The following is a 24,628-nucleotide window of genomic DNA, read 5'->3' as shown; positions in this document are numbered from 1 at the left end:
AATAAAGAAGGGCAGTATCCGGAAGTCGCGTTGCGCTTTCGGGTACTGCCCATTTTAGTTACGAAATCGGTTGAATCGGCTTGCTAGCTAAAATATCTTCTACTTCCTGATAGCCTTCCGGGAACGCAAAGTTATAGCGCGCCGGGAGCGCGAAAACATACTTGTCATTGCGGGTCAATTCGCTTGGGCCGACCGGAGCTGCACCGATATGAAATTTGTCCTGCTGGAGCTCATTCCATTGGTCAACGGTAAAGACGAGAATCGGGATATCCTGTCTCGGCTGTTCAGCCGTCCATGCGGGATGACGAATGCTAATCTTCGCACCGCTTTCCACCACGCTCTCACCTTGTGAATCCCCGATCGACAGTCCTTCCCATTTGTCATTTACGATGGTGTAACCTTTCCAGCTGTCAGGCAAAGTGAAACGAAAGCCGTATTGGGTATTCTCGTATACGGTTTGATCGGATTGATTCGCAGCAGGGTGGACGTATTTCAGCGCGTTATAAATCATCTCAGCGGCTTGCGCACGTGTAATTTCCGCTTGTGGATGGAAATTACCGTCGGCGTCGAGCGAGGCAATCCCTTTGTAGATCGCGGCTTGGATTGAACCAAGAGCGTCTAAGGTAATATCAGCCTTGTCTTTGATCTCGATCGGCGGAAGCTTCATCATATGCATGATGTTGTGGCCATCCAAAGCAACAAGCAACTCTTTGGTAAACATTTCCTTCGTCCATTTCTGGTTCGGATCAAAATCAGCTGGAAGGCCCAGGTCTTTATTTGCCGCAATAATTAAGCTTTGCGCATACCATGCGTCATTGTTTGCTTTTGCAAAATAGTCGGTTGCATGTGGTGCTTTTACAAAATTAATGGAGTTGAGATTTAAACCAAGCGCCTTGACGATTAATTGCACGCCTTGGGCGGCTGTTAGCGTTGCATTGGGCTGGAACAGGTCGTCACTGACTCCCGATACGAGACCTTGCGATTGCAGAGAAATAATTTTATCTTTGGCCGCAACCTGCTCCAGATCGGTGAAAGCGGTCGTTGCTGCAAAGCTTTGACCAGCTATGGAAAGGGACAACACGGCGGCAGCGGATAGGCTAAAAAGTTTTTTCCGGGAATTCAAGTTCTATCACCTCGTTGAATTTTTGCTTTCATTATCTCAAACGACGGACAGTCTGGAATTGTTGCAAAAACAAAGCGATGCCTAAAAATAAATAGTACCCCTTCCGGGGTACTATGGCAGCAGGACGATCACCTGGGACAATCTCTATGCGATTTTATTCATCCATTTATCAAGCGCGTTTATGACGCGATCCACACCATTCGTAATGGCCATCTCAATACGATTCAGACCATGATCGAGCGCAGCTAATAAATGATTTTGTTGACGTATAGCTGCGGTCTGCTGCTGGATGGAGTTGTTTACGTTCGCGACCTGGTCGCTTAACTCTCCGATTGCCAGCACGATCGTTACCAAAGCGATCAGTACAACGATCATCCATACCCAACCTTGACGGTGCCATGGACGATTATCCATTTGCATCGGAGGTTCCGGCAGGGTGTTCCTCACATGCTTCTCTTCCGTGGGATTCATGTTGTTCATGTCATACACTCCTTTTCGTTCAAACAACTTTGAGAAAGGGCAGGTATGCCGTTTACAGGATTCCTTGATGAATCCCCATGAGTTTCTTAGCTGCATCCATGTCGCGTTGATGTACTTTCAACATCATGACCGCACCTGAATCATTGGGCATCATGTCGGTTGCATGTATGAAACTGCTGCTTCCTACGGGACCAACATCCGTTATTAACTTACATCTAATCTTATGAGATTGAAAATAAGCGTACATCGTTTCTACTTGCTCGCTATTTGCCCTTGTAGCCGTAAGCAATACTTTCCATCTCTTGCTTCTGATCAATAAGCCTACCCACAGCAAAGCGACAACCAGCAACATCATACCTAATACCATATAAAACACCACCTTAAGCAAAATTTTATGCATTCAGGATTGGATGTCTCGATGGTTGCGATATCTGTTATTGGAGTTGATATAGCTTTCGACAGGAGTGAATGTATTGGTGGGGTAGGTACAGAATTTGGGCTTGGCCCTAACAACGAGCGTGATGACCTAGTTATTCTCTTGAATGTCTTTAGGGACCAATTTGAAAATATCACCAGACTCAAACGAATCGATAAGACGATCCAGCCATAAGTAGTAACGAATGGCTTCATTGATCTTCGTCATATCGCTTTGTACGGCGTTTTGTAAAGTTAAATCGTGAGGAAATTGATCTAGAAGCTGAACAAGCTCTGTTCTTGATTTGCGCAAATTGTTGAGATTCATTTCTAATGCTTTCCGCCATTTTAAGCTGAAAAAGTCAGCAAAGGTTTGGAACCAGTCCATTTCCACTTCATAAAGATCTTTTCTCGATCCCTTTTCCCAAACTTTATTTACCATTTTTAAGTCAACCAGCGTTCGCACGCTCGTGCTCATGCTGGTTTTACTCATTTCCATGGCTTGGACCATTTCATCTAAGGTCATTGGTTTGTTTTGGAAGAAGAGCAAGCCGTAAAGATGACCAATCGATTGGGTGATACCATAGAGATCCATATTGTTGCCAATGGATTCTATCACACGCTTGCGCGCCCTTTGAATGATGTTTTCTTGTTCTATAGTTAAGTTGTGTAGTTGTTCCATCGAGAAGTCACCCTGCCTTTATATGTACATCGCTATTGTAAAAAACATTTTTAATAATGTAAAGATAGTCATGAACAAGGATCAATAAGCGTAAGGTAGAGAAAAGGATGTTTCGTACAGTTTTTTCTGTATAAACAGTAATAACGGAATTTAGTGTTGACATAACCAGTTTTTGTTCTTTACACTTAAATGGGCACGAGGATATTAACTCATACAGAAAGGAGTGAGCGTATGGCAATTATTGATGTGCAGCAGGTTACCAAAATATTTGGGCCTGAACCTGAGTGCGTTCTGCCACTATTGGCGAAGAAATATTCAAAAGAGCAGATCTACAAGGAAACGAAGCATACAGTAGGTGTCAACGAAGTCTGCTTTTCCGTACATCCCGGTGAAATTTTTGTCATCATGGGGTTGTCAGGCAGCGGAAAGTCAACGCTTGTCCGTCTGCTAAACAGGTTAATAGAACCTACCAGTGGAAGTATCAGCATTCATGGCAAAGATGTTGTGCAGATGAATGATGAAGAGCTTCGACGCGTAAGAAGAGAAACAATCAGTATGGTTTTTCAGAAATTTGCTTTATTTCCTCACAGAACGGTTGCCCAAAATGTAGAATACGGTTTGGAAGTCCAAGGTGTCGGCAAGAAGGAGAGACGGTTAAAGGCCGTCGAGGCTTTGCGTTTAGTCGGGCTTGAGCAATGGAGGGATAGTATGCCGGCTCAATTGAGTGGAGGCATGCAGCAAAGGGTAGGACTAGCAAGGGCGCTAGCTAATGATCCTGACATTCTATTAATGGATGAAGCCTTTAGCGCGCTAGACCCGCTAATCCGTAAGGATATGCAAGATGAACTGCTGGAACTGCAGGACAAAATGAAAAAAACGATTATTTTCATCACGCATGATTTAGATGAAGCGCTCCGTATTGGTGATCGCATTGCTCTGATGAAGGATGGAAGCGTTGTTCAGATTGGTAAACCTGAGGAGATTATGATGAATCCTGCCAATGAATATGTGGAGAGGTTCGTCGAAGATGTTGATCTGTCCAAGGTGCTTACGGCCTCGTCCGTCATGCGAAGACCTGAGACTGTTGCAAATGACAGGGGGCCTAGGGTTGCTCTTCAGCTCATGCGCGAAAATGGGATATCGAATTTATTTGTTGTCGATCGCGGTAAGAAGCTCGTCGGTGTTATTACAGCCGAAGATGCGTCAGATGCTGTACGGGCAGGTAAAGGTTTGGATGAAATTGTTATCAGAGATGTCCCGACTGTAGCTCCGGACCAATTGCTGTACGAATTATTCGAAATTTGTGGTACTTCCAGGTATCCGGTAGGTGTCGTCGATACGAATAATCGAATTATAGGGGTCATCGTTCGTGGCGCTGTCCTTGGAGCCTTGGCAGGTCAACCCGTGGCTAAATTGGAGGTGCTTAAAGATGTTTCCAAAGATACCGCTGGCTGACTGGGTGGAATATATCGTTGACAAGCTTGAAAATCATTTGTCAGTCCTGTTTCAAGTCATTTCGAACGGCATCGAGAGCATTGTACATGCATTTGCCTTCGTTTTTCATGCGATACCGGCTCTTATACTTATTGCGTTAATGACTTTGCTAGCGCTTTACTTAGGGCGGTGGACATTTGCTTTGTTTTCGGCAGTGGGATTGCTGCTCATATTCAATTTAGGGTTTTGGGACCATACGATGGATACCCTTGCACTCGTTCTGACCTCTGCGTTGATTTCGATCATCTTAGGCGTACCGCTTGGCGTTTGGTGCGCTCAAAGCGATAAATTTAGGAACGTGGTCACACCTTTGCTGGATTTCATGCAAACCATGCCAGCATTTGTTTATTTAATCCCAGCCGTCACATTTTTTGGTCTAGGTGTAGTTCCAGGCGTCATTGCATCCGTTATTTTTGCTGTACCGCCAACGATTCGCCTAGCGAATTTGGGAATTAGGCAGGTTGCGGAAGATTTAGTGGAGGCTGCCGACGCATTCGGATCCACATCATCACAAAAACTGTTTAAGCTACAATTTCCATTGGCGATGCCATCGATTATGGCAGGAATAAATCAGACCATTATGCTATCCCTGTCTATGGTGGTTATTGCGTCGATGATTGGCGCTCAAGGAATTGGAGCCGATGTATATAGGGCTGTCACTCAAATTAAAACAGGACAGGGGTTTGAAGCCGGCTTGTCCATTGTCGTATTAGCTATACTTCTTGATCGCATGACACAGTACATACTCAAAAGAAAAAGGAGTGCTTAAGCATGTTGAAGAATACAGCAAGATCGTTGATGTTGGCGAGTCTGATTGCTTTTGCGTTCATGACTGGATGTTCAAATGCAACTTCATCTGACGGCAGCATTGGAAGTCAAGTTAATCATGAAATCATCGGCATTGACCCCGGGGCAGGTTTAATGAAACAAACTGCGCAAGTCTTAACCGATTATGATCTTAAGGATTGGAAGCTTGTTGAAGGCTCAAGTGCAGCCATGACAGCAGCTTTGGATAAAGCCTATAAAGCGAAAAAGCCGATCATCGTGACAGGTTGGACACCGCATTGGATGTTCGCCAAATACGATTTGAAATATTTGAGTGATCCCAAAGGTGTGTTTGGGAAGGATGAGCAGATACATACAGTTGTACGAAACAATCTGCAAAAGGATGCTCCTTCTGCTTATGCAATGCTTGATCGATTCGAATGGACACCTGAAGAAATGGCTGTGGTGATGTCGGCCATTATCGACGGGAAGAAGCCTGAAGAAGCTGCATCCGACTGGGTAAAGGACAATGCCGCCAAAGTAGATAGCTGGGTAAAAGACTTACCGGAAGAAAAAGGGAAAAAGCTGAAACTTGCCTATGTCGCTTGGGACTCGGAAATTGCAAGTACGAACGTGGTAAAAGCTGTTTTAGAGGGGAAACTCGGCTATAAAGTTGAAATGCTGCAAGTGGAAGCTGGGCCTATGTGGGCAGGCATTGCAGACGGAAGTGCCGACGCAATGGTCGCAGCTTGGCTCCCAACTACACATAAGGACTATTTTGATAAATACAGCGGGAAGTTTGAGGATCTCGGAGCGAATTTGAATGGAACAAAGCTGGGGCTAGTTGTTCCTCGGTATATGAATATCGATTCCATCGAAGATTTAAAGACGAAATAAGCAAGGTAACCATCCAAAAACCATCAGCAAATAAATAGCGATGGTTTTTTGGTTTAAAGACTTCTCCCTAACAAAATGCCAACTTGTTTAGCCATCACTTGTGGCGGATACGGCATCCCATTCTTAATCCACCACTCAATGATTCCGACATAAGCGGTCCCGGCATATTGCAGCATCACATCATCACTTAAATCTGTATTCCTGTCGCTTTCTCTGTCAATTTCACCTTTAAACCCTTCCATAAAAGAGTTTAAAAGCCGAGTACGGAATGAGGAGGGGGCACCCTTAGCTTCTTTGCTGGCTAGCATGGTGGAAAAGAATAAATAATTGGATTCAAAATATTCGAAATAAGGCACGAGGGCGTCAATCCATTCCATTTCACAGGCCCATTCCTCCATTTCACCCAATTCATTTAAGTGTGTTTCAATGAGTTTATCCAATAAGTCATACTTGTCTTGATAATGAAGATAAATGGTTCCACGGTTGAGGTTGGCCCTGTCGGCAATATCTTGAATTGTAATGTCATCAAAACTTTTTTCAGACATTATATCAATGACGGCTTTTTTTAACGATTCCTGTGTTTTGACAATTCTTCGATCCGTTCGGGTCATTAAAAAAGATCACCTGGCTTCCTGAGATAATAGACACTTTTCATTCTTGTGTTGATATATCAACAAATCCCGGTTTTTTAACCATTGATTGTAACTTCTAATCTATATAATAATGAACATGAGTTGATTAAACAATCTATTTTTGTTATCCAGTTCTTGTTGAATTTATTATTGGAAATGTGGGAGGCTATACGATGATTACTGTACATGCACGCGCAGCATTTAGTTCAGAAAGCCCTATTCAACTGACAACGATCGAACGCCGCGAGCTTCAGCCGCATGATGTTCTTATTGAGATTAAATACGCCGGAATTTGCCACTCTGATATTCATTCCGCTCGCGGTGAATGGGGACCGGTTCAATATCCTTTTGTTCCAGGGCATGAGATTGCCGGAATTGTCACTCAGGTCGGTTCGGAAGTTACCAAATATGCCACTGGCGACCGCGTAGGCGTAGGCTGTATGGTTGACTCCTGCGGGAAATGCGTGAGCTGTCATAAAGGAGAAGAGCAGTATTGCCTGAATGGGATGACTGGCACGTATGGGTCGGTCGACCGATACGGACAGTATACGCAAGGCGGCTATTCCACCCATATCGTCGTCACCGAAGACTTCGTGGTCCGAATTCCTGACAGTTTGGAGCTAGACGTTGCCGCTCCGCTTCTATGCGCCGGCATTACCACGTACTCGCCGCTGCGCCACTGGGGAGCTGCGCCTGGCAAAAAGATCGCAGTTGTTGGGCTCGGCGGGCTGGGACATATGGCCGTGAAGCTCGCTCACGCCATGGGGGCAGAGGTTACGATTTTATCACAAACCTTGAAAAAGAAAGATGACGGTTTGCAGATGGGTGCAAACCATTATTACGCCACGAGCGATCCGGAGACGTTCAAGAAGCTGGCCGGCACGTTCGACCTCATCGTGAATACGGTGAGCGCCAAGATTGATATTAACGCCTACCTATCCTTGCTGGCGGTAGATGGTACTTTGGTTAACGTCGGTGCCCCATCGGAGCCGCTGCCGGTTCAAGTCTTCTCGCTGATCCCGCAGCGTCGTTCGTTCGCCGGCTCATCCATCGGTGGAATCCGCGAAACCCAGGAGATGCTGGACTTTTGCGCTGAACACCAAATTACGCCTGAAATCGAAGTCATTTCCGCCAACCAAATTAATGAAGCTTGGGAGCGCGTGCTGGCTTCGGACGTCAGGTATCGGTTTGTGATCGACATTAGCACGATGGACCGATAGAAGCTAATTTCAACGCTGAATACATATAGAAATCAATGGAGGCAATTGAAAAAATGACTATCAAAAGAATCGGTTCCCAACCTTCCGGCAAGGGACCTCATGAATATTTCACGGGAACAGTACGTATCGATCCGCTGTTTGAAGCGCCTGAGCCTGCACGCGCAGCTGGCGCGAGCGTGACGTTCGAGCCGGGTGCAAGGACGGCATGGCATACTCATCCGCTAGGACAAACACTGATTGTAACCGCGGGCAGCGGACGAATTCAACGATGGGGAGGACCCATTGAGGACATTCATCCTGGCGACGTGGTTTGGTTCCCACCGGGCGAGAAACATTGGCATGGCGCATCACCAACGGTAGCAATGACGCATATTGCCATCCAAGAACGGCTGGAAGGTAAGGCGGTTGAATGGTTGGAGAAAGTAAGCGACGAGCAATATCAAGGCTGATTGGATGGAGCAAAACATAATGAAAGGCAACCGATCTTAAAGATCGGTTGCCTTTTTTTATTCGCTTGCGTCATCCTTCGACTCATGCTCCATTCTTTCTTCCAGCCAGTCGGTAAGTGTGGCTACTCGATTTGGCCGAAGCCGGCTTCGACCGAGAAAACCAATGCCGTGCTGCGGCATAGGATCCTGGTCTGTTGGCTGATATCGAAGATCAACGCTCCAGCGAACGCTATCTGAAAGGTTCGGTGTAGACATATGAATTAAGCGATCATTAAATAAAATCGCTGAGCCTGCCGGTACGGGCAGCGCGACAGTTTCACGCTTGCCGACTTGATCCTCCGTTAAGGCCGTGTAGCCTGTGCCTGTGGAACTTTCTGTGTGCCAATCCAACACTCTGATCTTATGTGTACAAGGTTTGATATGCAGGCAACCGTTCTCCAGCGTCGCATCGACCATAGAGATCCATACAGTGATGACAGGATTAGAGTTGGCATCCGGCCAATATGATTTGTCTTGATGCCACGGGACGGCGCCTGCAGCGACACGAGGTACTTTGGGCCGTACATTATAGACCGGATTAACAAAAATCTCAGGTCCAATTAAAGATTCTACTGCATCCAAAATTCTGGGATTGGATAGTAGATTAAAGTATCCGGGAAGACGGTCGCGCCAACTGCGCCCATATTTTAAAAACTCCTTATCCGACAACCCCTTAAATAAATCCGCAAGCCGATTCGGGAATGGTCGTTCTTCCCATTTATCCGAAATAAGCCCCGCCGCAAATAGCTCATCCGCGATCATCGATACCTTATCGGACATCGCTTGTTTTACGGGTTCCATATCAGCTTCCTGAAGAAGGTTCGGAATAACTAAATAACCTTGCATGTCATAATGCGCAACCTGCGCTGGGGTCAGGCTGCCGCTATTTATGCGATATCCCGACTCTTGTACATTATTCCGAGTTCGCTTTGTTCGCTTTGGCCATTTTACCTCGTTGGTATCCGCTACAGGATTTGGATTCGTAAGATTGTCCATATAGGTATCCTCCTCAAAAATGTAGGATTGTGATACTTTGATTGTATCTATCATGAAGGATCCTGTATTGAGTTCTTGCTCCGATCATTTGTATTTTTTTCCGCTTAATTATTGACGAAGCTGTGATCTAGATTCATACTACGAGTACCAAAGTTTGCCATTCATTGAAAGAAGGGGGAACAATGAGACCAATCATTGCTATTCGTCCAACGGTGAGGAATGCACATCCATATCGATTTCAAGGTACGTTTCATGAAACTCCACGAATTGGGTACAGATATGCTTTACATTTATTTATGGAAGGCAAAGGAGCGATGTCCGTAGACAATCAATGGTATCAGCTGGAGAAGGGATCCCTTATTTTTGTCCCGCCTGGAATTCCGCACAGTTTTGTGAATGACGATACAGCACCACTCTTTTCCTATAATGTGTACTTTAATTTATGGAACAAGCTAGCCGCCGATGAGAAGCACTTTTCTTATGGCAGTGAACCGTTTGAGCAGCAATTGATGACAGAGATCGCGCTCTGTCCTGAACTTGAAGCGCTTCCAACGTACACGAAACTCCAATTATATCCGAGGCTCTTAGAAGATTTGATACACGTAGTCAGATTGAATGAAAGTCTACCTGTCTATAAGAATGAAATTGTAAATGCGCTGCTCTATGGCTGGTTGCTGCAATGGCAGCAGTTGACACAAGCCAAGTATCGCGAAAGTGACTTCCGGATCCGCAAGCTTATTGAAAAAGCTGCTGGAAGTGAGTTCATCCCAGACTACGAAGAATGGTTGACTGCTAGTGGATTGCAGAAATCGCAGTTCCACAGCGTATTTAAGCAAACGACCGGTCTTTCACCGCAGCAATATATCGTCAAGCTCAAAATGAGGAAAGCCAAAGTTATGCTGCTAGAAAGCAATAGAACCATAACGGAAGTAGCTGAGGAGTTGGGCTTCGATTCTATCCATTATTTTTCAAGGCAATTTACCGCTATGTTTGGAATCCCACCCTCATTATATAGAAAGCGCATGAATTCATCTGACTTGTAAGTCGGAAGTATGGGACATCCTTTTTCCTTATAAAATGTAGAATGACGTTTGGAAAAGGGGGAGTAAAGCTTGACCGTCATAGGCAAAGCGATCCCACGCGTGGAATCGAAGGATAAAGTGACTGGAGCTGCCCGATATACGAATGATACGCAGTCTCCTAGTCAATTGCATGGCTGGCTGGTGACAAGTCCATATGCTCATGCTCGGATTACACATATCGATTGCTCCTCAGCCCTTCAAGTAGTAGGTGTTCACGCTGTTGTTACCGGAGCCGATCAGGATGTGCTCGTCGGAGGTGTACTGGCTGATCGGCCCCCATTAGCTAGAGGTAAGGTGCGGTACTACGGCGAGCCCTATGCGGTCGTTGTGGCGGATTCCGAGCACATCGCCAAGCAAGCGGCAAAGCTGATTCGAGCCCGCTTCGAGCCGCTCCCTGTCGTGCATTCGCCCAGCAGCGCACTGCGGCCCGGAGCGCCCTTAGTTCATGAGAACCTGGCGAGCTATCAGCGGACGAATGAGGTTCACCCTGTACCGGGGACCAATATCGGCAATCACGTGAGAATTCGCAAAGGCGATATGCAAGCCGGCTGGTCGGCGAGTGAAGTGACGGTTGAAGGCAGCTACGCCTTTAATTCGTCGGACCATTGCGCGATGGAACCGCGCTGCGCCATTGTCGAAGTAAAGCCGGACGGAACGGTACATATGGAGACATCGACGCAGGACCCTTATACGATGAAGCGATTTTTTCAGCGTTTTTTCGGAATTGACCAATCTAAAGTTATTGTGCGCGTACCGCTGGTCGGGGGCGCTTTCGGAGGCAAGGGCTCGGTGCAGCTCGAGTACATCGGGTATTTGGCTTCGCTCGCCTGTGGCGGACGTCCAGTCAAGCTGAATAATACCCGCGAGACGGACATGGTCGGTTCGCCATGCCATATCGGCTTGGAGGCGCGAGTGAAGCTCGGCGCTACTCGTGACGGGCTGTTGACGGCATCAGAGATCACGCTTTTGTTCGACAACGGCGGCTATACCGATGAAGGGGCGATCGTTGTGGAATCGGCAGCCGTGGATTGTACCGGGCCGTATCGAGTCGAGCATGTCCACTGTGACGCGCTGAGTGTGTATACGAACCACCCCTATGCAACCGCTTATCGGGGGTTCGGCCATGCCGAAGTGCTCTACTGTACCGAGCGGGCAATGGATTTGCTGGCGAAGAAGCTGCGGATGGACCCGCTGGAGCTGAGGTACCTTAATGCTATTCAGCCCGGAGACACGACACCGACACAAACGCTGTTGAACCGCAGCAGTGTAGGCGACCTAAGGGAATGCATCCGCAAGTTGAGAGAGCTGATACAGGGAGATGGTGGGCAGAGCGTGCAGGTGGACCGCTTCAAGGTGAGAACCACAGGGGTCGCATGCATTTGGAAAGTGTCAGGTTCCATGATCGATACGGGATCAGGCGCGACCATCACGTTCAATCACGACGGGTCGCTGAACCTTAGTGTCGGTTCGATCGAGATCGGGCAAGGGAACCGAACGGCCATGGGTCAGCTCGCAGCGGAGCGAATGAACATACCGATGGATCAGGTTCATGTCAAGCTCGATGTCGATACGCAAATCACGCCGGAGCATTGGAAGACGGTGTCGAGCAGCAGCACGATGATGGTCGGCCGGGCTGTGCTCGATGCGGCGGATGATGCGATCGCACAGCTGAAGCATAATGCCTCGATTGTGTTGAACCGCTCTCCGGAGGAGCTGGAGGTTGGCGGCGGCAACGTATATGTGAAGGATCAACCTGATATTTTTCTGGAAATCCGCTCCCTCGTTAGCGGATATATGTACCCGAACGGCAGCGCTTCAGGCAATCTGGTGATCGGTCGCGGTAGATATCGGGTGCATCATCAGAGCGCGTTGGATCCGGAGACAGGCAAAGGCATTCCCGGCCAACAGTGGACGCTCGGCGCACAGGCGGTTGTCGTCGAATTCGATACGCGGGAATGCACGTACCGGATCTTGAAGGTAGCTTCCGTCTTTGACGCCGGCAAGGTGATCAACTTCGGAACGGCGCGCGGGCAGGTCGTGGGCGGCGTGAATATGGGGCTCAGCTTCGCGACCCGTGAAGCCTTCCTGTACAACCAAGCAGGCGTCGTCTTAAATCCCCAGCTGCGCACTTATAAGATAACACGGTACGGCGAGCAGCCGGAATATTTGGTTGATTTTGTCGAGACTCCTTTTGTCGAAGGCCCTTACGGCGCTCGTGGCATCGCAGAGCATGGAACGATTGGTGCGCCTTGCGCTCTGGCGAATGCGCTCTCCATCGCCGCCGGTGTCGAGCTGAACCAGCTGCCGCTTACACCTGAGTTCATATGGCGTGCAAGGGGGGCTGCACATGATCTCGTTTGATTTCGACTATATCAAGCCGGCTACGATGGAAGAGGCGGTTCAAACGTTTCAGCGCGCTGACTCGCTGGGATTGGAGCCGCTCTACTATTCCGGCGGCACGGAGATAATTACGATGGCACGGGTCGATCAGCTTCGAACGGGAGCTATGATCGATGTGAAGGCCATTCCGGAATGCAACGTGCTTATGCATTCGGGAGGGCAATGGATCGTTGGTGCAGCACGGACGCTGACAGACCTCGCAGACGACAATTCGTTCCCGCTGCTCACCGAGACGGTTCTGCATCTAGCCGATCAGACGAACCGCAACAAAATAACGATTGGCGGCCACCTCTGCGGGAAACTGTTTTATCGGGAAGCGCTGCTTCCTTTCTTGCTCACGGACAGTCAAGTTGTTCTTGCGGGTCCAAGCGGTGTACGGCGTGTATCGATTCATTCTGTCTTCAACGGAAGGCTTCGTTTGGCGCGAGGGGAAATGCTGGTCCAGCTGATAACTGATCGCAAGTATTTGGATCAGCCCTCATACACGGTGAAGCGTACTAAGATCGAGTACATCGATTATCCGGTCGTTCGCATCTGTGCGATGAATACGGGAGGCTGGATGCGATTCGCCTTCGGTGGTGTAAGCGCCGTACCATTTCGCTCGCAGCAGATTGATGAAGTGCTGAACGATCGTTCGCTTTCTCCTGAAATGCGGATTGATAATGTTATTCGAAGATGGCCCGTCCCGGTGTTGGACGATATGCTTGCCTCAGCTGACTATCGCAGATTCGTGCTTCGTAACACCTTATCGGATACATTAACCGCTCTGGAACGAAAGGGAGGCTAACGATGCAATCACTTCGTAGCGGTAAAAGAGAAGTTGAACTCATTATCAATGGGAAGAAACATCAAGTGACCATTCGTTCGGCGGATACGCTGCTGCGCGTGCTTCGGGAGCATCTTGGGCTTACCGGTGCCAAGGCCGGATGCGAGAATGGGGATTGCGGCGCATGTACCGTGCTGGTCGATGGCGTGCCGATTAAGTCCTGCTTCATGCTCGCCGTTGAAGCTCCAAGCCGTAACGTGACAACGATTGAAGGCTTGGGGGGAGAGACGGCGGTGCAGCAAGCATTTATTGAAACATTTGCTTTTCAATGCGGCTTTTGTACGCCGGGATTTATTATGGTTTGCCATGCCCTGCTGCAATCGAAGCCGGATGCTGATGAAGATGAGATTCGTAGCTGGCTGCAGTCGAACATTTGCCGATGCACGAGTTACGAAGAGATCCGGGATGCTGTCCAAATTGCGAAGCTGAAACATAGAAATCAATAAGCATGATGAAGGCAGTGGCGAGACGGGGACGTTATAGAACCTTGTCCGAGACTGCTTTTTTGTTGGTCAATACTAAGCGGTCCGCGTAAATCGCGGCTCGTTTTTGTAAAATGAGGGGAAAACTAATCAGAGGGCCATTCCAGATTACGGACCCAGCATGCGGCGGCACGGCGAAGACCTTCATCAACTGATGCAGCACCTGGGGCTGAAAGCTCCTATCCTAGTGGGCCAATCTATGGGGGCTTCAACAATCTTCTCGTTATTCAGAATTCCCATTCTCTTCTGGCCGGTGCGCAAAGTCCAATGTGGCCATCTGGTCGCAGAGGCTGCTGCGAAGAGATGCCGCCATGCGACATTTTGCATTGTCAATAATGTCGGGTACGCGGTGAACTTAGAGAAGCCGAAGACGTTTAACCAGGAGATGTTGGATTTTATCGGAAAGTCCAATAAGCAAAAACAAGAATAGCGGCAAATGGATGAATACGTTAATTTGTGCGGGCGGTTTGTTTTGTCTGTCGGTTGGTCGCACACTTTTGAATTAAATAACGATGTATGACAAATACTACTTCTAAAATTGTGGGGGTGGAAGTATATGTCATTTCAGAAGCCTCAAGTAAAGCCTGCAAATATCGAATTAACCTGTACGGAAATCGGGGGCCTATGGGGCGTTTATATGCAAGAATGCTTAGCGGAGTGTTTTCTTACTTATCTCCTTTTTCATCTTCAGGATGAGCAGATTCTCCCACTGGCAAAAAAATCATTGGAATTGTCGCAAGATAGGAAAGAACAAATAAAAAAATTTTTTCAAGCAGAAAATTTTCCGGTTCCTGCCGGGTATTCGGAAGGCGATGTGAATCTAGCCGCTCCACCTCTATTTCACGATACGTTTACCTTGAGTTTCATCTATATGATGAATCGATTGAGTATGATTAATTTTTCTTTTACAGCTTCCAATAATGTTCGCCTAGATGTGTTGGATTTTTTTAATGAATGTTTACACAATTCAACTGAGATGTTCGGGAAAGCTGTTCGCATGATGTTGGAGAAGGGCATTTATGACCGGCCACCCAAAATGAACTACCCCCAAAAAATTGAATACGTTCAAAAAGAATCATTTATTGACGGTATGCTAGGAAAGAAGCGTCCACTAGATGCTATTGAGTTGTCTGAAATATTTTTCAACATTGAGCGAAATTATTTTTCTGTTATTATCATGCTCGGTTTTGCTCAAATATTGGAAGATAAAAGATTAAAGGAACTCATTCTTCGCGGAAAAAAAATCAGTGAAAAGCAAATTGATCTTTTTAACAAGCTGTTAATGGAGGAAGATTTGCTGGGAACGGTAACAGTCAGCATGGAAGTTACAGATTCTAAAGTCTCACCGTTTTCAGACAAACTGATCATGTCGATGATCAATGTTTTAAATTCGGTAGATATTGTATTGATCTCACATGCTATGTCATTAAGTATGCGAGCTGATCTTACGGCTCACTATTCTAAACTAATTGCCGAGGTCATGTTGTACGCGAAAGACACGTTTGATGTTATGGTTGAACGAGAATGGCTCGAACAACCACCATTAACGACGAATCGGAAGCAACTCATTGAAGATTAAGAAACGAAGTACACAGTAGGGGGCCATAAAGGCAGCCCCTTTTTGGTTTGAAAACATGTATAGCGAGAGAGTCTTAAAATTTCAGGTTGATGGATGAAAAAAATCATGGTACTCTTTTTTGAAATATTCGCCTATAGGGGTGATTGCTGATATGAATGAAATAGATCCAATTATGTATTCGATCCCGGAGAGTTTTGAAAGTAACAGGTTGCTAATACGTGCACCATTATGGAATGATGGCGAAAAGGTCAATGTGGCAGTAAAAGAAAGTATGGCGGAACTGCGTCCCTGGATGCCATGGGCAACGAGCATGCCTACAGTCGAAGAATCTGAAATGAGTATCCGTCGTTCTCGACTGCAATTTCTAGATCGCACGGATTTAAGATTGCTGCTTCTTTTAAAGGGAACCGATGAGCTAGTTGGCAGCAGCGGTTTACACAGAATAGATTGGCAGTCACGAAAATTTGAAATTGGATACTGGGTGAGAACTTCTTATGCTAAGCAAGGATACATAACAGAAGCTGTAGAAGCTATCACAAACTTTGCCATCAGCGAGCTGCAAGCGAATCGGATTGAAATCCGATGTGATGAACGGAATACAAATAGTGCAAGAGTGGCTGAACGAGTGGGATATTCTTTAGAGGGAATACTTCGAAATGATAAATGCGATATAGATGGCTTATTGCGAAATACAATGGTATTCTCTAAAGTGCGAGGCGTAGAATTTTAGTAAATCATATTGAACTAGGAGGCTCGCAATGAAATACAACTTTGACACGGTCATTCGAAGGGAAGGCACGAATTCCGTTAAATGGGATCCGGCTATTTTGAAGAAAATCTTCGGAATTGAAGGCGACAATATCCTTCCTTTATGGGTCGCTGATATGGATTTTGCAGTACCTCAGTCCGTAACAGACGCGCTGCAAAAAAGAGTCGAACACGGTATCTTCGGTTACTGCGCACCTCTGGATGATTACTATTCAGCGCTGGCTTGGTGGCAGCAGGTCAGACACAATTGGACGATCAAGCAAGAATGGGTGACAATTACGCCGGGAATTGTCCCTGCATTGAATTTTATCATTAGGGCATTGACGGATGAAGAAGATCAGATCATTATTCAGCAGCCCGTTTACCATCCGTTCCATAGTACAGTTACAACTAACAATCGGGTCGTTGTCAATAATCCACTTATTTGGGAAAATGGCACTTATGTAATCGATTATGATCATCTGGAGAGTTTGGCCAAGCAGCCCAAAACGAAAATGATGATTTTATGCAGTCCGCACAACCCGCTTGGCATCGTCTGGAGCTATGAGCAATTGCACAGATTGGGTGAAATTTGCAGCCGAAATGGTGTGATTGTCGTAGCAGACGAAATTCATAACGATTTGATTTTACCAGGAAATCTCCATACGACATATGCACGGTTGGGCGAAGAATTCGCCGATCATGCTGTAATATGCACAGCACCCAGCAAAACGTTTAACCTGGCGGGACTGCAGACGTCCAATCTTATCATTCCCAATAAGAGCTTGAAAGAAAAAATTGATTCAGAGTTTAAGAAATCTTCTATTTCCGGCGCCAATTTGTTCGGTATTGTGGCCACGACAGCAGCGTATACGCCAGAGGGTGCGGAATGGCTGGATCAACTGCTGGGATACCTTGACGCGAATGCCGATTTTATTCAGGCGTTTGTCCAAGACAAAATGCCAGGTGTTACCTATGTCAAACCGGAGGCTACATATTTAGCCTGGCTGGATTTTAGAAAGAGTGATATCGATATTGAACAACTCGATAGCCGGATAAAGGAAGCAAAAGTATTGCTTAATAGCGGCGCATCGTTCGGTGCCGGTGGGGAAGGGTTCATGCGGCTCAATTTTGCGTGTTCAAGGACGATTCTCGAAGAAGCGTTGATGCGGCTTGCGAATATGCTAGCGTTAAAATAAGGATAGATAGGCTGAGGAGGCAGTTGCTCGAGCAGCTGCTTCTTTTTGCATTCATTAACCTTTTGAAGCTCTGAGAGTACGCTCTAGCATTCTCTCTCCTTGGTTATCATATATATGACTAATGCGGCATGCTGATATTGTGGCGGCCTAGGCAAAGGGGATAGTCATGATGAGGAAGCGATTGGAGAACAAAGTTGTAGTCATCACAGGAGCCACGCAAGGAATTGGCAAAGGAATAGCCCTCATGTGCGCAGAAGAGGGAGCAACGGTCATCGTAAACGGCAAGAACGAAACCGATGGAGTAGCCGTTGTCCGGCATATTGAGGAACAATACGGCACCGAAGCCATGTTTGTTCAAGCCGATATTAGCTCGGAAGCTGCGTGCGCACAGCTTATTGATTCCGCCGTTAGACGCTTCGGAAGAATAGATGGGCTCGTCAATAATGCAGGGATTTTTCCAAGAGGATCGATGATTAACACGACGGAGGCATTATTTGACTCCATTTTTGCTGTCAATATCAAGGGTGCTTTCTTCTGCTCCATGTACGCCATTCAGGCGATGCAGAAGGCAGAAGGCGGTTCCATCGTACAGATTGGGTCCACGAACGGGTACAAGGGCAATAAGGAACTGGCGGCTTATTCGTGCTCCAAAGGGGCAATGCTCACATTAAATCGACATATCGCTGCACATTACGGTCGTGATCGGATTCGTTCCAACTGGATTACCGTCGGTTGGGTTGCATCCGAGGGTGAAATCGAGTTACACGAGAATTTGGGTATAAGTGAAGATGAGCTTCGCAAGCGAGGCGAATCGTACGTCCCATCCGGCCGATTGCAGACGCCTGAAGATATCGCTTACGGGACTGTATACCTCTTATCGGACGAATCTTCGCAAGTCACCGGCACCGAGCTGCATATTAACGGGGGGATAGGTCTTTGAGTTCACTTACGAAGCCGTAAAGTTATCGAAGTAAATTAGAACTTTTTCGAAACTCCTTGGGGGTCTTCCGGAAAAGTTCTTTTTATATGGAGCGAGCGGGCGGGCGAGCGAGGGTACTTCCTGTCCTGGCAACAGGAGGTTTTTCATCCGCAATAGTTCTATGTTAAACTAGTCCAAGTACAAGATCCGTCGAGGTGCCGGATAAGGCAAAAGCTCGAAGTATAGGATGTGTGAAATCATGGATTTAGAAATGGTCATGCAAGAGCTTGAAGCCCTTGGCAAGGAACGACTCAAGAAAATGTATATCTCCAATGGCGCGCGGGAGCCGCTATTTGGCGTAGCCACAGGCGAGATGAAGCCGATTTTCAAGAAAATCAAATATAATCAACCTTTAGCGGAACAGCTTTATGCTACAGGTAATTACGACGCCATGTACTTTGCCGGCATCATTGCTGAACCCAACGTGATGACAGAGGCGGATTATGAGCGTTGGATGGATGCAGCTTATTTTTACATGTTGTCCGATTATGTGGTGGCTGTCACTTTGTCGGAAGCGGATATTGCGCAAGAGGTTGCCGATAAGTGGATTGTAAGCGGAGAAGACTTGAAAATGTCAGCGGGCTGGAGTTGTTATTGCTGGCTGCTGGGCAGTCGCCCGGACAGCGAATTTGTAGAAAGCAAGCTTGCGAAGATGCTTGAACAGGTGGCTGCTACGATTCACGAAGCTCCGGAGCGAACGAAATATGCGATGAATAATTTCATGTACACCGTAGCGACCTCCTACTTACCACTTCATGATAAAGCGGTCGCAATTGCGAAGACCGTATGTCCGGTAGAAGTTATCAACGACAAGGGGAAAAGCAAGCTTATAAGCGCTCTCGAAAATATTCAAAAGGCAGAAGCTCGAGGGAAACTTGGTTTCAAACGCAAACAGGTAAGGTGTTAATAGGCCAGGCGCATACCACTGTTCAGGTGGAAACGCGGCTGGTTTTTTTTTGTATGAGCTGTAGCATGGTTGACGGCTTGGTACAAGCTCTTAGGAGTGATCTTTTTTTAAAATAGTTAAAAAAGCATCTACCACTTTCGGATCAAATTGCGACCCTTTGTTGTTGATAAATTCCTGATATACGTATTCCAATTCCATCCGCTCCCGGTAGGCGCGTTTGGTTGTCATCGCGTCATAGGAGTCTGCTACCGATAAAATACGGGCCATCAAAGGAATTTCCTGGGCTTTTAATCCTTCAGGATAACCTTGTCCATCGTATCTCTCGTGATGATAAAGCACCATGTCGAGCACGCCATGTGTTTCCCGAAAGGCGGAGATATGCTTAATGATCTCAAAGCCGATCTTGGGGTGACGTTTAATTGTGTTGTACTCTTCTGCGGTTAGGCGTCCGGATTTCGTTAACACACTTTCGGGTATACCGATTTTTCCGATGTCGTGGAGCAAACCACCGATATAAATGATATCACACTGTTTAGCCGAAAGTTTCATCTCTTGGGCGATCATTGACGCATATTTGGCTACATTTTCTGAATGAGTGGCTGTGTAGGTGTCGCGTGAATCCAACAATTTGGACAAGGCCAGAAGCACTTCTAATGCAGCTTTTTTCTTTTTCTGATATAAATTTTCCATCGTATAGGCTAAATAGGTCATAACAGCATACACAATCCAAAGCGTGATCAGGTCAGCTGATGGTAATCTGTGGAACTGTATGTATACCCGCAATAAAACGACAAATGTACTTACGGTTAAAACTAGGATAAATGGGCGATGCGAAAATCCGATGCCTAAGAAGATGACAGATAGCAGATAGAGTGAATAGACATCAATATTAGGCAATATAAAGAGATTCAGAATTGGCAGAAAAATAATCATAACGAAGAATGAGCAGCGGTAAACAGCTGTGTTGCTTAAATAATCTGCCGCTTTTTCCTTAAACATTTTAAACATCAGCTCACACCTTCAAAGAATGATCTCAGGACCACAAGCGTAACAAAAAAGTGTTAGAAAACGTTTAGGGAAATGATTGTAGATAACTCAAACTTTCCTAACATTATGGGGGAAGAATCATTTGCGCAGCTCTAAAATTATTGCTTCCATGACAAGTTGGGATAAAATACAAGCGAAATATTCATACTAAGACTCGAAACGATGGAGGTGAATGTTATGCCAAAAAATGAAGCAGACCCGAAGCATGACCGCGAGAATAACCGTGCGGATAGTAAGAATAATCAGCAAAATGATGCTAGTCTTCTTGAAGAAGCGCAAACACTCTCAAGCAACACGGCCGCTGATTACGTCCCAAGTTTAAATAATATCAATAAAAATCAAGTTTGAGTAAAGGTCCACGACGGAGCTGCTCAACGGATCGAGAAGGAACCCTTTTAGCGAGGGTTCCTTTTTAGTGTCCTTATTTTTTCCCGGTTAGCGGTTATTTAATAGGGTTGCACCCATTTTTCTAGTCAAAGTAATATAATTGGAACATTACCTTGACAGTCATAGTAATATGTCTTATCATACAGTTATGGAGGTGAGGTAATGAATGATAGCAAGATCACATCCGACCTGCTGCGCGGACATACGGATACGATGATTTTACGGCTACTGTCCGAAGCTGATCGTTACGGTTACGAAGTTGTCAAGCTGATTGCCGAGCGATCAGGCGGTGAGTATGAACTTAAGGAAGCCACGATGTACTCCAGCTTCCGGCGGCTTGAAGCAGATGGCGACATCGCGTGGTATTGGGGCGATGAAACACAGGGTGGACGACGCAAATATTTTAGAATAACCGAAAAGGGCAAAGATACATACTCCCGCAACAAAAGCAATTGGGCGTATGCAAAACGAGTGTTAGAAAACTTATTATAAGGAGATGGATGGATATGACGAATCACAAACTGACGGATTATTTGAACGGTGTTTTTACGCCATATGACGGGGTAAAAAGCGTTTCCGAATTAAAGGCCGACCTGCTCTCCGATTTGCAGGAACGGTACAGCGAACTCAGAGCTGCGGGTAAAGACGATGAAACGGCGTTTAAGCTGACGATTGAGAGTATCGGCGACATTGAACAGACGATTCTTGAAGTCGCCAATCTCTCTCGCTCGCTTGAGCGGCAAGTACTGACCAACTTTAGCGCAAGTAACCTCGAGAAAAGCGATTTTGCAGGTGTGAAGGCCCATAAAGGCCAATTTAAAGCGAGCGCATTGCACGGTGCGGACTTTTCGGGCGCAGATTTGACGGGCAGTTCGTTTAAGGCGAGTGACGTACGCGAGGCTAATTTTGACGGTGCGAATTTAACGGACTGCAGCTTGACCGTGCTTGACTTGTCAAATGCAAGTTTCAATAAGACAATTCTTGTTCGCACCAATTTCAACAAGTCGGGTCTTGATGGAGCCAAATTCACAGGAGTAAAACTCATTGACGTGACGTTAACGATGACCGATCTTAGAAAAACGAAATTTAAAGGTTGTATCTTTGATGGAGTTGACTTCAAGTATACCGATTTAAGCGGGCAAAGTTTTGAAGGGCAGACGTTCATTGGCGTGAGATTTGACAAGGCGGCACTAACGGATGTTTCGTTCAAGGGAGCTACATTAAAAAACGTTTCTTTCCAGCCTGGGTTTACTTTAACGAATAAGTACTATCGTATGATCAAAACCATCTGCTTTGATGGCGCGGCCATGGATAAACTGACCTATGCAGCGCTCAAAGGCATGGGAGCCGATTTGTCGAAAGTAACCGTTATTTAAGGGAGGGAACCACATGCAAAGCGTGCAAACCAAACCCATTCAAGTTAAAGGACTGCAGAAATCCTACAAGCAGCATCAGGTGCTCAAAGGTGTAGATTTTGAAGTGGAAAAAGGCAGTATATTCGCTCTCCTTGGCTCCAACGGGGCAGGCAAGACAACGGTTGTCAAAATCCTCACTACGCTGCTACAACCGGATGGCGGAACCGCCGCTATTAACGGATTCGATGTCGTGTCTAAACCCGATCATGTACGGCAAGCGATCAGTTTGACTGGGCAATTTGCCGCTGTGGACGAAATATTGACTGGACGGGAGAACCTGATCATGATTGCGAAGCTGCGATACCTCAAGAATCCGCGGCAGGTAGCGGAAGACTTGCTTAATCGGTTCGGCCTGACAGACGCCGCCGACCGCAGGGTATCTACGTATTCCGGGGGTATGCGCCGCAGGCTCGATATCGCTTTAAGCCTCGTAGGCAACGCTCAGATCATTTTCCTAGACGAACCAACGACAGGGCTTGACCCCGAAGCGCGCATCGAGGTTTGGAAGATCGTCAAGGAGCTAGCCGATGGCGGCACGACGATATTCTTAACGACACAGTATTTAGAAGAGGCTGAGGTGTTGGCCAATCGCATTGCTATCCTGCATGAGGGTAGAATTATCGCCAGTGGCACACTGTCAGAGTTAAAGAAGCTGTTCCCATCCGCCAAGGTGGAGTATGTAGAGAAGCAACCGACTTTGGAGGAGATATTCCTCGCAATCGTCGGCAACAAGGAGGAGAAGTAAATGGAGACGGCAAAAAATCACTTCTTCAGCGATATGGGCGTTATGGTTGGACGTTCCATGCGTCATATTTCCCGCAGCTTGGACACCATCATTACGGTTACCATCATGCCGATCGCGTTTATGCTTCTGTTCGTCTATGTATTCGGTGGTGCGATTGAAACCGGAACGGATAACTATGTGAATTACCTGTTGCCCGGTATACTCCTGATTGCAATTGCTAGCGGTGTTTCCTACACGGCTTACCGTCTGTTTACCGATGTGCAGCGGGGGATATTCGAGCGGTTTCACACGATGCCGATTTCCCGTTCCACCCTACTGTGGGGGCATGTCGTAACCTCGTTGGTATCCAACGCGATATCCGTTGTCGTCATCATTCTCGTGTCGTTGATTATGGGCTTTCGTTCATCCGCGGGGGTGCTTCCATGGCTTGCCGTAGCCGGCATACTCACGCTGTTTACGCTAGCCTTGACTTGGGTAGCAGCTATAGCCGGACTGTCCGCTAAAACTGTCGATGGCGCGAGTGCCTTTTCCTACCCGATTATTTTCCTGCCATTTATCAGTTCGGCATTTGTACCGACCGCGTCGATGCCGACCGTCGTTCGCGTCTTTGCTGAGAACCAACCGGTGACCGCGATTGTCGAAACCATCCGTGCATTGCTGTCAGGTCAACCGCTAAACAACGAGATATGGATCGCGCTTGCGTGGTGCGTCGGAATTATAGTCATCGCTTATTTCTTTGCCATGAGGGTCTATGATAGAAGGGTATGAAAAGACGTCTTCTATGTGTTTATCCATGTTTTTAGGTTTAATCTGGCAAAGCTATCTTTAATCAGATGCAGGCTTGCCGCATGCGCTCCAGTTCTATTTTGCCGACTTATTGCAGCCACCCTCTCGAACGCCATCCAGTCCAACCTTGCCCACATACAGACATGAAATTGCCATCCACGGACCAACAGCTGTTGGAGTGGATCCACCCTGACTATTGCCGCTCAACATCGGTACTGACCGCAATTCGTTGGGCTAATTCGCGAACTCTACCTTTGCATCCATGCTAAATCAACCTTCATCATCATAAAGAGCGTTAGCACACCTGTAAAAAAAAGGGCGGGCTAACGCTTCTCGCGTTGGCTTCCTTTTGCAAAAGTGATTGCGCTTAAACGTAGGCATTCAAAAGATACAGGATCGGGAAAGTGCTTAGGGATAAACCTGTCAAACGGGGATGTATAGGTGAGTTTATACAATGTGATGTTGATGTTGTAGGTGTAGGCGTAGAGGGCCCCGAGGCAGAAGGAGAAAGCATGCAAATAGCTGCTGAAGGTTTAAATTGCGTGGTATAACCGACATTTTTGCATGAAAACGCATGAATCTTTCATTTTTTCAAACAATCAGATGCTGTATTATTTTGTTAAATAGTAAATAAAGGAAGGATCAAGACTTTATGCAATCAACATGCTTATACGGGATTAAAATTGGAGTAAAGAATTGATACTTGGTACCAAAATTGGGACAACCGTTATCTAGAAACGGGTTGTCCATTTTTTCTCCGGCGCGCCGTAGTCCGAATTTGCCCAATTGGAGCGGCCTTGCGCGGGCGGTTCGACTGCGCAGTCCGATTTTGACTGCTTGCAGCGGCAGTTTGGTG

General features: G+C 46.7%; 27 protein-coding genes. 20 read left to right on the top strand and 7 right to left on the bottom strand.

Annotated features, from left to right (window positions below; all coding sequences use genetic code 11):
* Positions 1-58: 58 nt before the first annotated feature.
* The 4 genes from O9139_RS03240 to O9139_RS03225 all read right to left on the bottom strand — a co-directional run bounded on the left by O9139_RS03240 (position 59) and on the right by O9139_RS03225 (position 2,699).
* Positions 59-1,123 (bottom strand): S-layer homology domain-containing protein, encoded by a 1,065-nt coding sequence (locus O9139_RS03240; protein ID WP_270878017.1) that lies wholly within the window; start codon positions 1,121-1,123, stop codon positions 59-61.
* Positions 1,124-1,267: 144 nt separating this feature from the next.
* Positions 1,268-1,603 carry a hypothetical protein gene (locus tag O9139_RS03235; protein WP_270878016.1) on the bottom strand — a complete coding sequence of 112 codons (336 nt, stop codon included), beginning with the start codon at positions 1,601-1,603 and terminating at the stop codon, positions 1,268-1,270.
* Between the two features lie 52 nt (positions 1,604-1,655).
* Complete coding sequence (locus O9139_RS03230; protein WP_270878015.1) at positions 1,656-1,970, bottom strand: hypothetical protein; 315 nt, start codon at positions 1,968-1,970, stop codon at positions 1,656-1,658.
* 159 nt (positions 1,971-2,129) lie between these two features.
* Entirely contained in the window at positions 2,130-2,699 is a 570-nt protein-coding gene (locus O9139_RS03225) for a GbsR/MarR family transcriptional regulator (protein WP_270878014.1), read from the bottom strand.
* 231 nt (positions 2,700-2,930) lie between these two features.
* On the opposite strand from O9139_RS03225, the gene O9139_RS03220 reads away from it, so the two are divergent.
* Genes O9139_RS03220 through O9139_RS03210 form a run of 3 tightly spaced genes read left to right on the top strand, consistent with a single transcriptional unit; the run spans position 2,931 to position 5,855 of the window.
* The gene (locus tag O9139_RS03220) at positions 2,931-4,154 is read left to right on the top strand and encodes a quaternary amine ABC transporter ATP-binding protein (protein WP_270878013.1); all 1,224 of its coding nucleotides are present in this window, start codon (positions 2,931-2,933) and stop codon (positions 4,152-4,154) included.
* Complete coding sequence (locus O9139_RS03215; protein ID WP_270878012.1) at positions 4,129-4,962, top strand: ABC transporter permease; 834 nt, start codon at positions 4,129-4,131, stop codon at positions 4,960-4,962. Before O9139_RS03220 ends, O9139_RS03215 begins: the two co-directional genes overlap by 26 nt.
* A gap of 2 nt (positions 4,963-4,964) precedes the next feature.
* Positions 4,965-5,855: a glycine betaine ABC transporter substrate-binding protein gene (locus O9139_RS03210; RefSeq protein ID WP_377526078.1), complete on the top strand. Its 891-nt coding sequence runs from the start codon at positions 4,965-4,967 to the stop codon at positions 5,853-5,855.
* Positions 5,856-5,908: 53 nt separating this feature from the next.
* Here O9139_RS03210 and O9139_RS03205 read toward each other — a convergent pair whose 3' ends face one another.
* Complete coding sequence (locus O9139_RS03205; RefSeq protein WP_270878011.1) at positions 5,909-6,466, bottom strand: TetR/AcrR family transcriptional regulator; 558 nt, start codon at positions 6,464-6,466, stop codon at positions 5,909-5,911.
* Positions 6,467-6,660: 194 nt separating this feature from the next.
* On the opposite strand from O9139_RS03205, the gene O9139_RS03200 reads away from it, so the two are divergent.
* Together O9139_RS03200 and O9139_RS03195 are read left to right on the top strand one after the other, a co-directional pair.
* Entirely contained in the window at positions 6,661-7,707 is a 1,047-nt protein-coding gene (locus O9139_RS03200; RefSeq protein WP_270878010.1) for an NAD(P)-dependent alcohol dehydrogenase, read from the top strand.
* A 53-nt stretch (positions 7,708-7,760) separates the two neighbouring features.
* Complete coding sequence (locus O9139_RS03195; protein ID WP_270878009.1) at positions 7,761-8,156, top strand: (R)-mandelonitrile lyase; 396 nt, start codon at positions 7,761-7,763, stop codon at positions 8,154-8,156.
* 57 nt (positions 8,157-8,213) lie between these two features.
* Here the strand turns inward: O9139_RS03195 and O9139_RS03190 are convergent, their stop codons facing one another.
* The gene (locus O9139_RS03190; RefSeq protein ID WP_270878008.1) at positions 8,214-9,191 is read right to left on the bottom strand and encodes a phytanoyl-CoA dioxygenase family protein; all 978 of its coding nucleotides are present in this window, start codon (positions 9,189-9,191) and stop codon (positions 8,214-8,216) included.
* 182 nt (positions 9,192-9,373) lie between these two features.
* Here O9139_RS03190 and O9139_RS03185 point away from each other — a divergent pair, with 182 nt between their 5' ends.
* The 10 genes from O9139_RS03185 (at position 9,374) to O9139_RS03140 (ending at position 19,392) form a co-directional block, all read left to right on the top strand.
* Positions 9,374-10,234 (top strand): AraC family transcriptional regulator, encoded by an 861-nt coding sequence (locus O9139_RS03185; protein WP_270878007.1) that lies wholly within the window; start codon positions 9,374-9,376, stop codon positions 10,232-10,234.
* Between the two features lie 69 nt (positions 10,235-10,303).
* A complete protein-coding gene (locus tag O9139_RS03180) occupies positions 10,304-12,634 on the top strand; it encodes a xanthine dehydrogenase family protein molybdopterin-binding subunit (RefSeq protein WP_270878006.1) in 2,331 nt (776 codons plus the stop codon).
* A complete protein-coding gene (locus O9139_RS03175) occupies positions 12,621-13,460 on the top strand; it encodes an FAD binding domain-containing protein (protein ID WP_270878005.1) in 840 nt (279 codons plus the stop codon). The genes O9139_RS03180 and O9139_RS03175 overlap by 14 nt, the downstream gene beginning before the upstream one ends.
* A gap of 2 nt (positions 13,461-13,462) precedes the next feature.
* A complete protein-coding gene (locus O9139_RS03170; RefSeq protein WP_270878004.1) occupies positions 13,463-13,945 on the top strand; it encodes a (2Fe-2S)-binding protein in 483 nt (160 codons plus the stop codon).
* A gap of 235 nt (positions 13,946-14,180) precedes the next feature.
* Positions 14,181-14,411 (top strand): alpha/beta fold hydrolase, encoded by a 231-nt coding sequence (locus O9139_RS03165; protein WP_270878003.1) that lies wholly within the window; start codon positions 14,181-14,183, stop codon positions 14,409-14,411.
* A gap of 126 nt (positions 14,412-14,537) precedes the next feature.
* Positions 14,538-15,560, top strand: a complete 1,023-nt coding sequence (locus O9139_RS03160) for a DUF3231 family protein (RefSeq protein WP_270878002.1) — start codon at positions 14,538-14,540, stop codon at positions 15,558-15,560.
* Between the two features lie 151 nt (positions 15,561-15,711).
* Positions 15,712-16,290 (top strand): GNAT family N-acetyltransferase, encoded by a 579-nt coding sequence (locus O9139_RS03155; RefSeq protein WP_270878001.1) that lies wholly within the window; start codon positions 15,712-15,714, stop codon positions 16,288-16,290.
* A 28-nt stretch (positions 16,291-16,318) separates the two neighbouring features.
* Positions 16,319-17,506 carry a MalY/PatB family protein gene (locus O9139_RS03150; RefSeq protein ID WP_270878000.1) on the top strand — a complete coding sequence of 396 codons (1,188 nt, stop codon included), beginning with the start codon at positions 16,319-16,321 and terminating at the stop codon, positions 17,504-17,506.
* A 166-nt stretch (positions 17,507-17,672) separates the two neighbouring features.
* On the top strand, positions 17,673-18,446 hold the full coding sequence (locus tag O9139_RS03145; RefSeq protein WP_270877999.1) for an SDR family NAD(P)-dependent oxidoreductase: 774 nt from the start codon (positions 17,673-17,675) through the stop codon (positions 18,444-18,446).
* A 238-nt stretch (positions 18,447-18,684) separates the two neighbouring features.
* Positions 18,685-19,392, top strand: coding sequence for a DNA alkylation repair protein (locus O9139_RS03140; protein WP_270877998.1), 708 nt, complete (start codon positions 18,685-18,687; stop codon positions 19,390-19,392).
* Positions 19,393-19,482: 90 nt separating this feature from the next.
* Here the strand turns inward: O9139_RS03140 and O9139_RS03135 are convergent, their stop codons facing one another.
* Positions 19,483-20,400: an HD-GYP domain-containing protein gene (locus O9139_RS03135; protein ID WP_270877997.1), complete on the bottom strand. Its 918-nt coding sequence runs from the start codon at positions 20,398-20,400 to the stop codon at positions 19,483-19,485.
* Positions 20,401-20,616: 216 nt separating this feature from the next.
* Here O9139_RS03135 and O9139_RS03130 point away from each other — a divergent pair, with 216 nt between their 5' ends.
* From O9139_RS03130 to O9139_RS03110, 5 genes are all read left to right on the top strand, one after another.
* Entirely contained in the window at positions 20,617-20,787 is a 171-nt protein-coding gene (locus O9139_RS03130; protein ID WP_270877996.1) for a hypothetical protein, read from the top strand.
* Between the two features lie 201 nt (positions 20,788-20,988).
* Complete coding sequence (locus O9139_RS03125) at positions 20,989-21,318, top strand: PadR family transcriptional regulator (protein ID WP_270877995.1); 330 nt, start codon at positions 20,989-20,991, stop codon at positions 21,316-21,318.
* A gap of 14 nt (positions 21,319-21,332) precedes the next feature.
* Positions 21,333-22,202: a pentapeptide repeat-containing protein gene (locus O9139_RS03120; RefSeq protein ID WP_270877994.1), complete on the top strand. Its 870-nt coding sequence runs from the start codon at positions 21,333-21,335 to the stop codon at positions 22,200-22,202.
* A 13-nt stretch (positions 22,203-22,215) separates the two neighbouring features.
* Positions 22,216-22,986, top strand: a complete 771-nt coding sequence (locus tag O9139_RS03115) for an ABC transporter ATP-binding protein (protein ID WP_270877993.1) — start codon at positions 22,216-22,218, stop codon at positions 22,984-22,986.
* Complete coding sequence (locus O9139_RS03110; RefSeq protein WP_270877992.1) at positions 22,987-23,754, top strand: ABC transporter permease; 768 nt, start codon at positions 22,987-22,989, stop codon at positions 23,752-23,754.
* Positions 23,755-24,628: the final 874 nt, after the last annotated feature.

This window comes from Paenibacillus aestuarii, from assembly GCF_027789125.1.
Lineage (GTDB): Bacteria > Bacillota > Bacilli > Paenibacillales > NBRC-103111 > Paenibacillus_E > Paenibacillus_E aestuarii.
The sequence above is the reverse complement of the archived record's forward strand: the minus strand, read 5'-3'. Positions and strand labels throughout refer to the sequence as shown.

Excerpts from the sequence above, each read along its gene's own strand:
- O9139_RS03175 (WP_270878005.1), top strand. The coding sequence starts at position 12,621 with ATGATCTCGTTTGATTTCGACTATATCAAGCCGGCTACGATGGAAGAG.
- O9139_RS03195 (WP_270878009.1), top strand. The coding sequence starts at position 7,761 with ATGACTATCAAAAGAATCGGTTCCCAACCTTCCGGCAAGGGACCTCAT.
- O9139_RS03165 (WP_270878003.1), top strand. The coding sequence starts at position 14,181 with ATGGGGGCTTCAACAATCTTCTCGTTATTCAGAATTCCCATTCTCTTC.
- O9139_RS03130 (WP_270877996.1), top strand. The coding sequence starts at position 20,617 with ATGCCAAAAAATGAAGCAGACCCGAAGCATGACCGCGAGAATAACCGT.
- O9139_RS03220 (WP_270878013.1), top strand. The coding sequence starts at position 2,931 with ATGGCAATTATTGATGTGCAGCAGGTTACCAAAATATTTGGGCCTGAA.
- O9139_RS03170 (WP_270878004.1), top strand. The coding sequence starts at position 13,463 with ATGCAATCACTTCGTAGCGGTAAAAGAGAAGTTGAACTCATTATCAAT.
- O9139_RS03135 (WP_270877997.1), bottom strand. The coding sequence starts at position 20,400 with ATGTTTAAAATGTTTAAGGAAAAAGCGGCAGATTATTTAAGCAACACA.
- O9139_RS03190 (WP_270878008.1), bottom strand. The coding sequence starts at position 9,191 with ATGGACAATCTTACGAATCCAAATCCTGTAGCGGATACCAACGAGGTA.
- O9139_RS03230 (WP_270878015.1), bottom strand. The coding sequence starts at position 1,970 with ATGGTATTAGGTATGATGTTGCTGGTTGTCGCTTTGCTGTGGGTAGGC.
- O9139_RS03115 (WP_270877993.1), top strand. The coding sequence starts at position 22,216 with ATGCAAAGCGTGCAAACCAAACCCATTCAAGTTAAAGGACTGCAGAAA.
- O9139_RS03140 (WP_270877998.1), top strand. The coding sequence starts at position 18,685 with ATGGATTTAGAAATGGTCATGCAAGAGCTTGAAGCCCTTGGCAAGGAA.
- O9139_RS03110 (WP_270877992.1), top strand. The coding sequence starts at position 22,987 with ATGGAGACGGCAAAAAATCACTTCTTCAGCGATATGGGCGTTATGGTT.
- O9139_RS03200 (WP_270878010.1), top strand. The coding sequence starts at position 6,661 with ATGATTACTGTACATGCACGCGCAGCATTTAGTTCAGAAAGCCCTATT.
- O9139_RS03120 (WP_270877994.1), top strand. The coding sequence starts at position 21,333 with ATGACGAATCACAAACTGACGGATTATTTGAACGGTGTTTTTACGCCA.
- O9139_RS03235 (WP_270878016.1), bottom strand. The coding sequence starts at position 1,603 with ATGAACAACATGAATCCCACGGAAGAGAAGCATGTGAGGAACACCCTG.
- O9139_RS03215 (WP_270878012.1), top strand. The coding sequence starts at position 4,129 with ATGTTTCCAAAGATACCGCTGGCTGACTGGGTGGAATATATCGTTGAC.
- O9139_RS03145 (WP_270877999.1), top strand. The coding sequence starts at position 17,673 with ATGATGAGGAAGCGATTGGAGAACAAAGTTGTAGTCATCACAGGAGCC.
- O9139_RS03225 (WP_270878014.1), bottom strand. The coding sequence starts at position 2,699 with ATGGAACAACTACACAACTTAACTATAGAACAAGAAAACATCATTCAA.
- O9139_RS03155 (WP_270878001.1), top strand. The coding sequence starts at position 15,712 with ATGAATGAAATAGATCCAATTATGTATTCGATCCCGGAGAGTTTTGAA.
- O9139_RS03125 (WP_270877995.1), top strand. The coding sequence starts at position 20,989 with ATGAATGATAGCAAGATCACATCCGACCTGCTGCGCGGACATACGGAT.
- O9139_RS03210 (WP_377526078.1), top strand. The coding sequence starts at position 4,965 with ATGTTGAAGAATACAGCAAGATCGTTGATGTTGGCGAGTCTGATTGCT.
- O9139_RS03185 (WP_270878007.1), top strand. The coding sequence starts at position 9,374 with ATGAGACCAATCATTGCTATTCGTCCAACGGTGAGGAATGCACATCCA.
- O9139_RS03160 (WP_270878002.1), top strand. The coding sequence starts at position 14,538 with ATGTCATTTCAGAAGCCTCAAGTAAAGCCTGCAAATATCGAATTAACC.
- O9139_RS03205 (WP_270878011.1), bottom strand. The coding sequence starts at position 6,466 with ATGACCCGAACGGATCGAAGAATTGTCAAAACACAGGAATCGTTAAAA.
- O9139_RS03150 (WP_270878000.1), top strand. The coding sequence starts at position 16,319 with ATGAAATACAACTTTGACACGGTCATTCGAAGGGAAGGCACGAATTCC.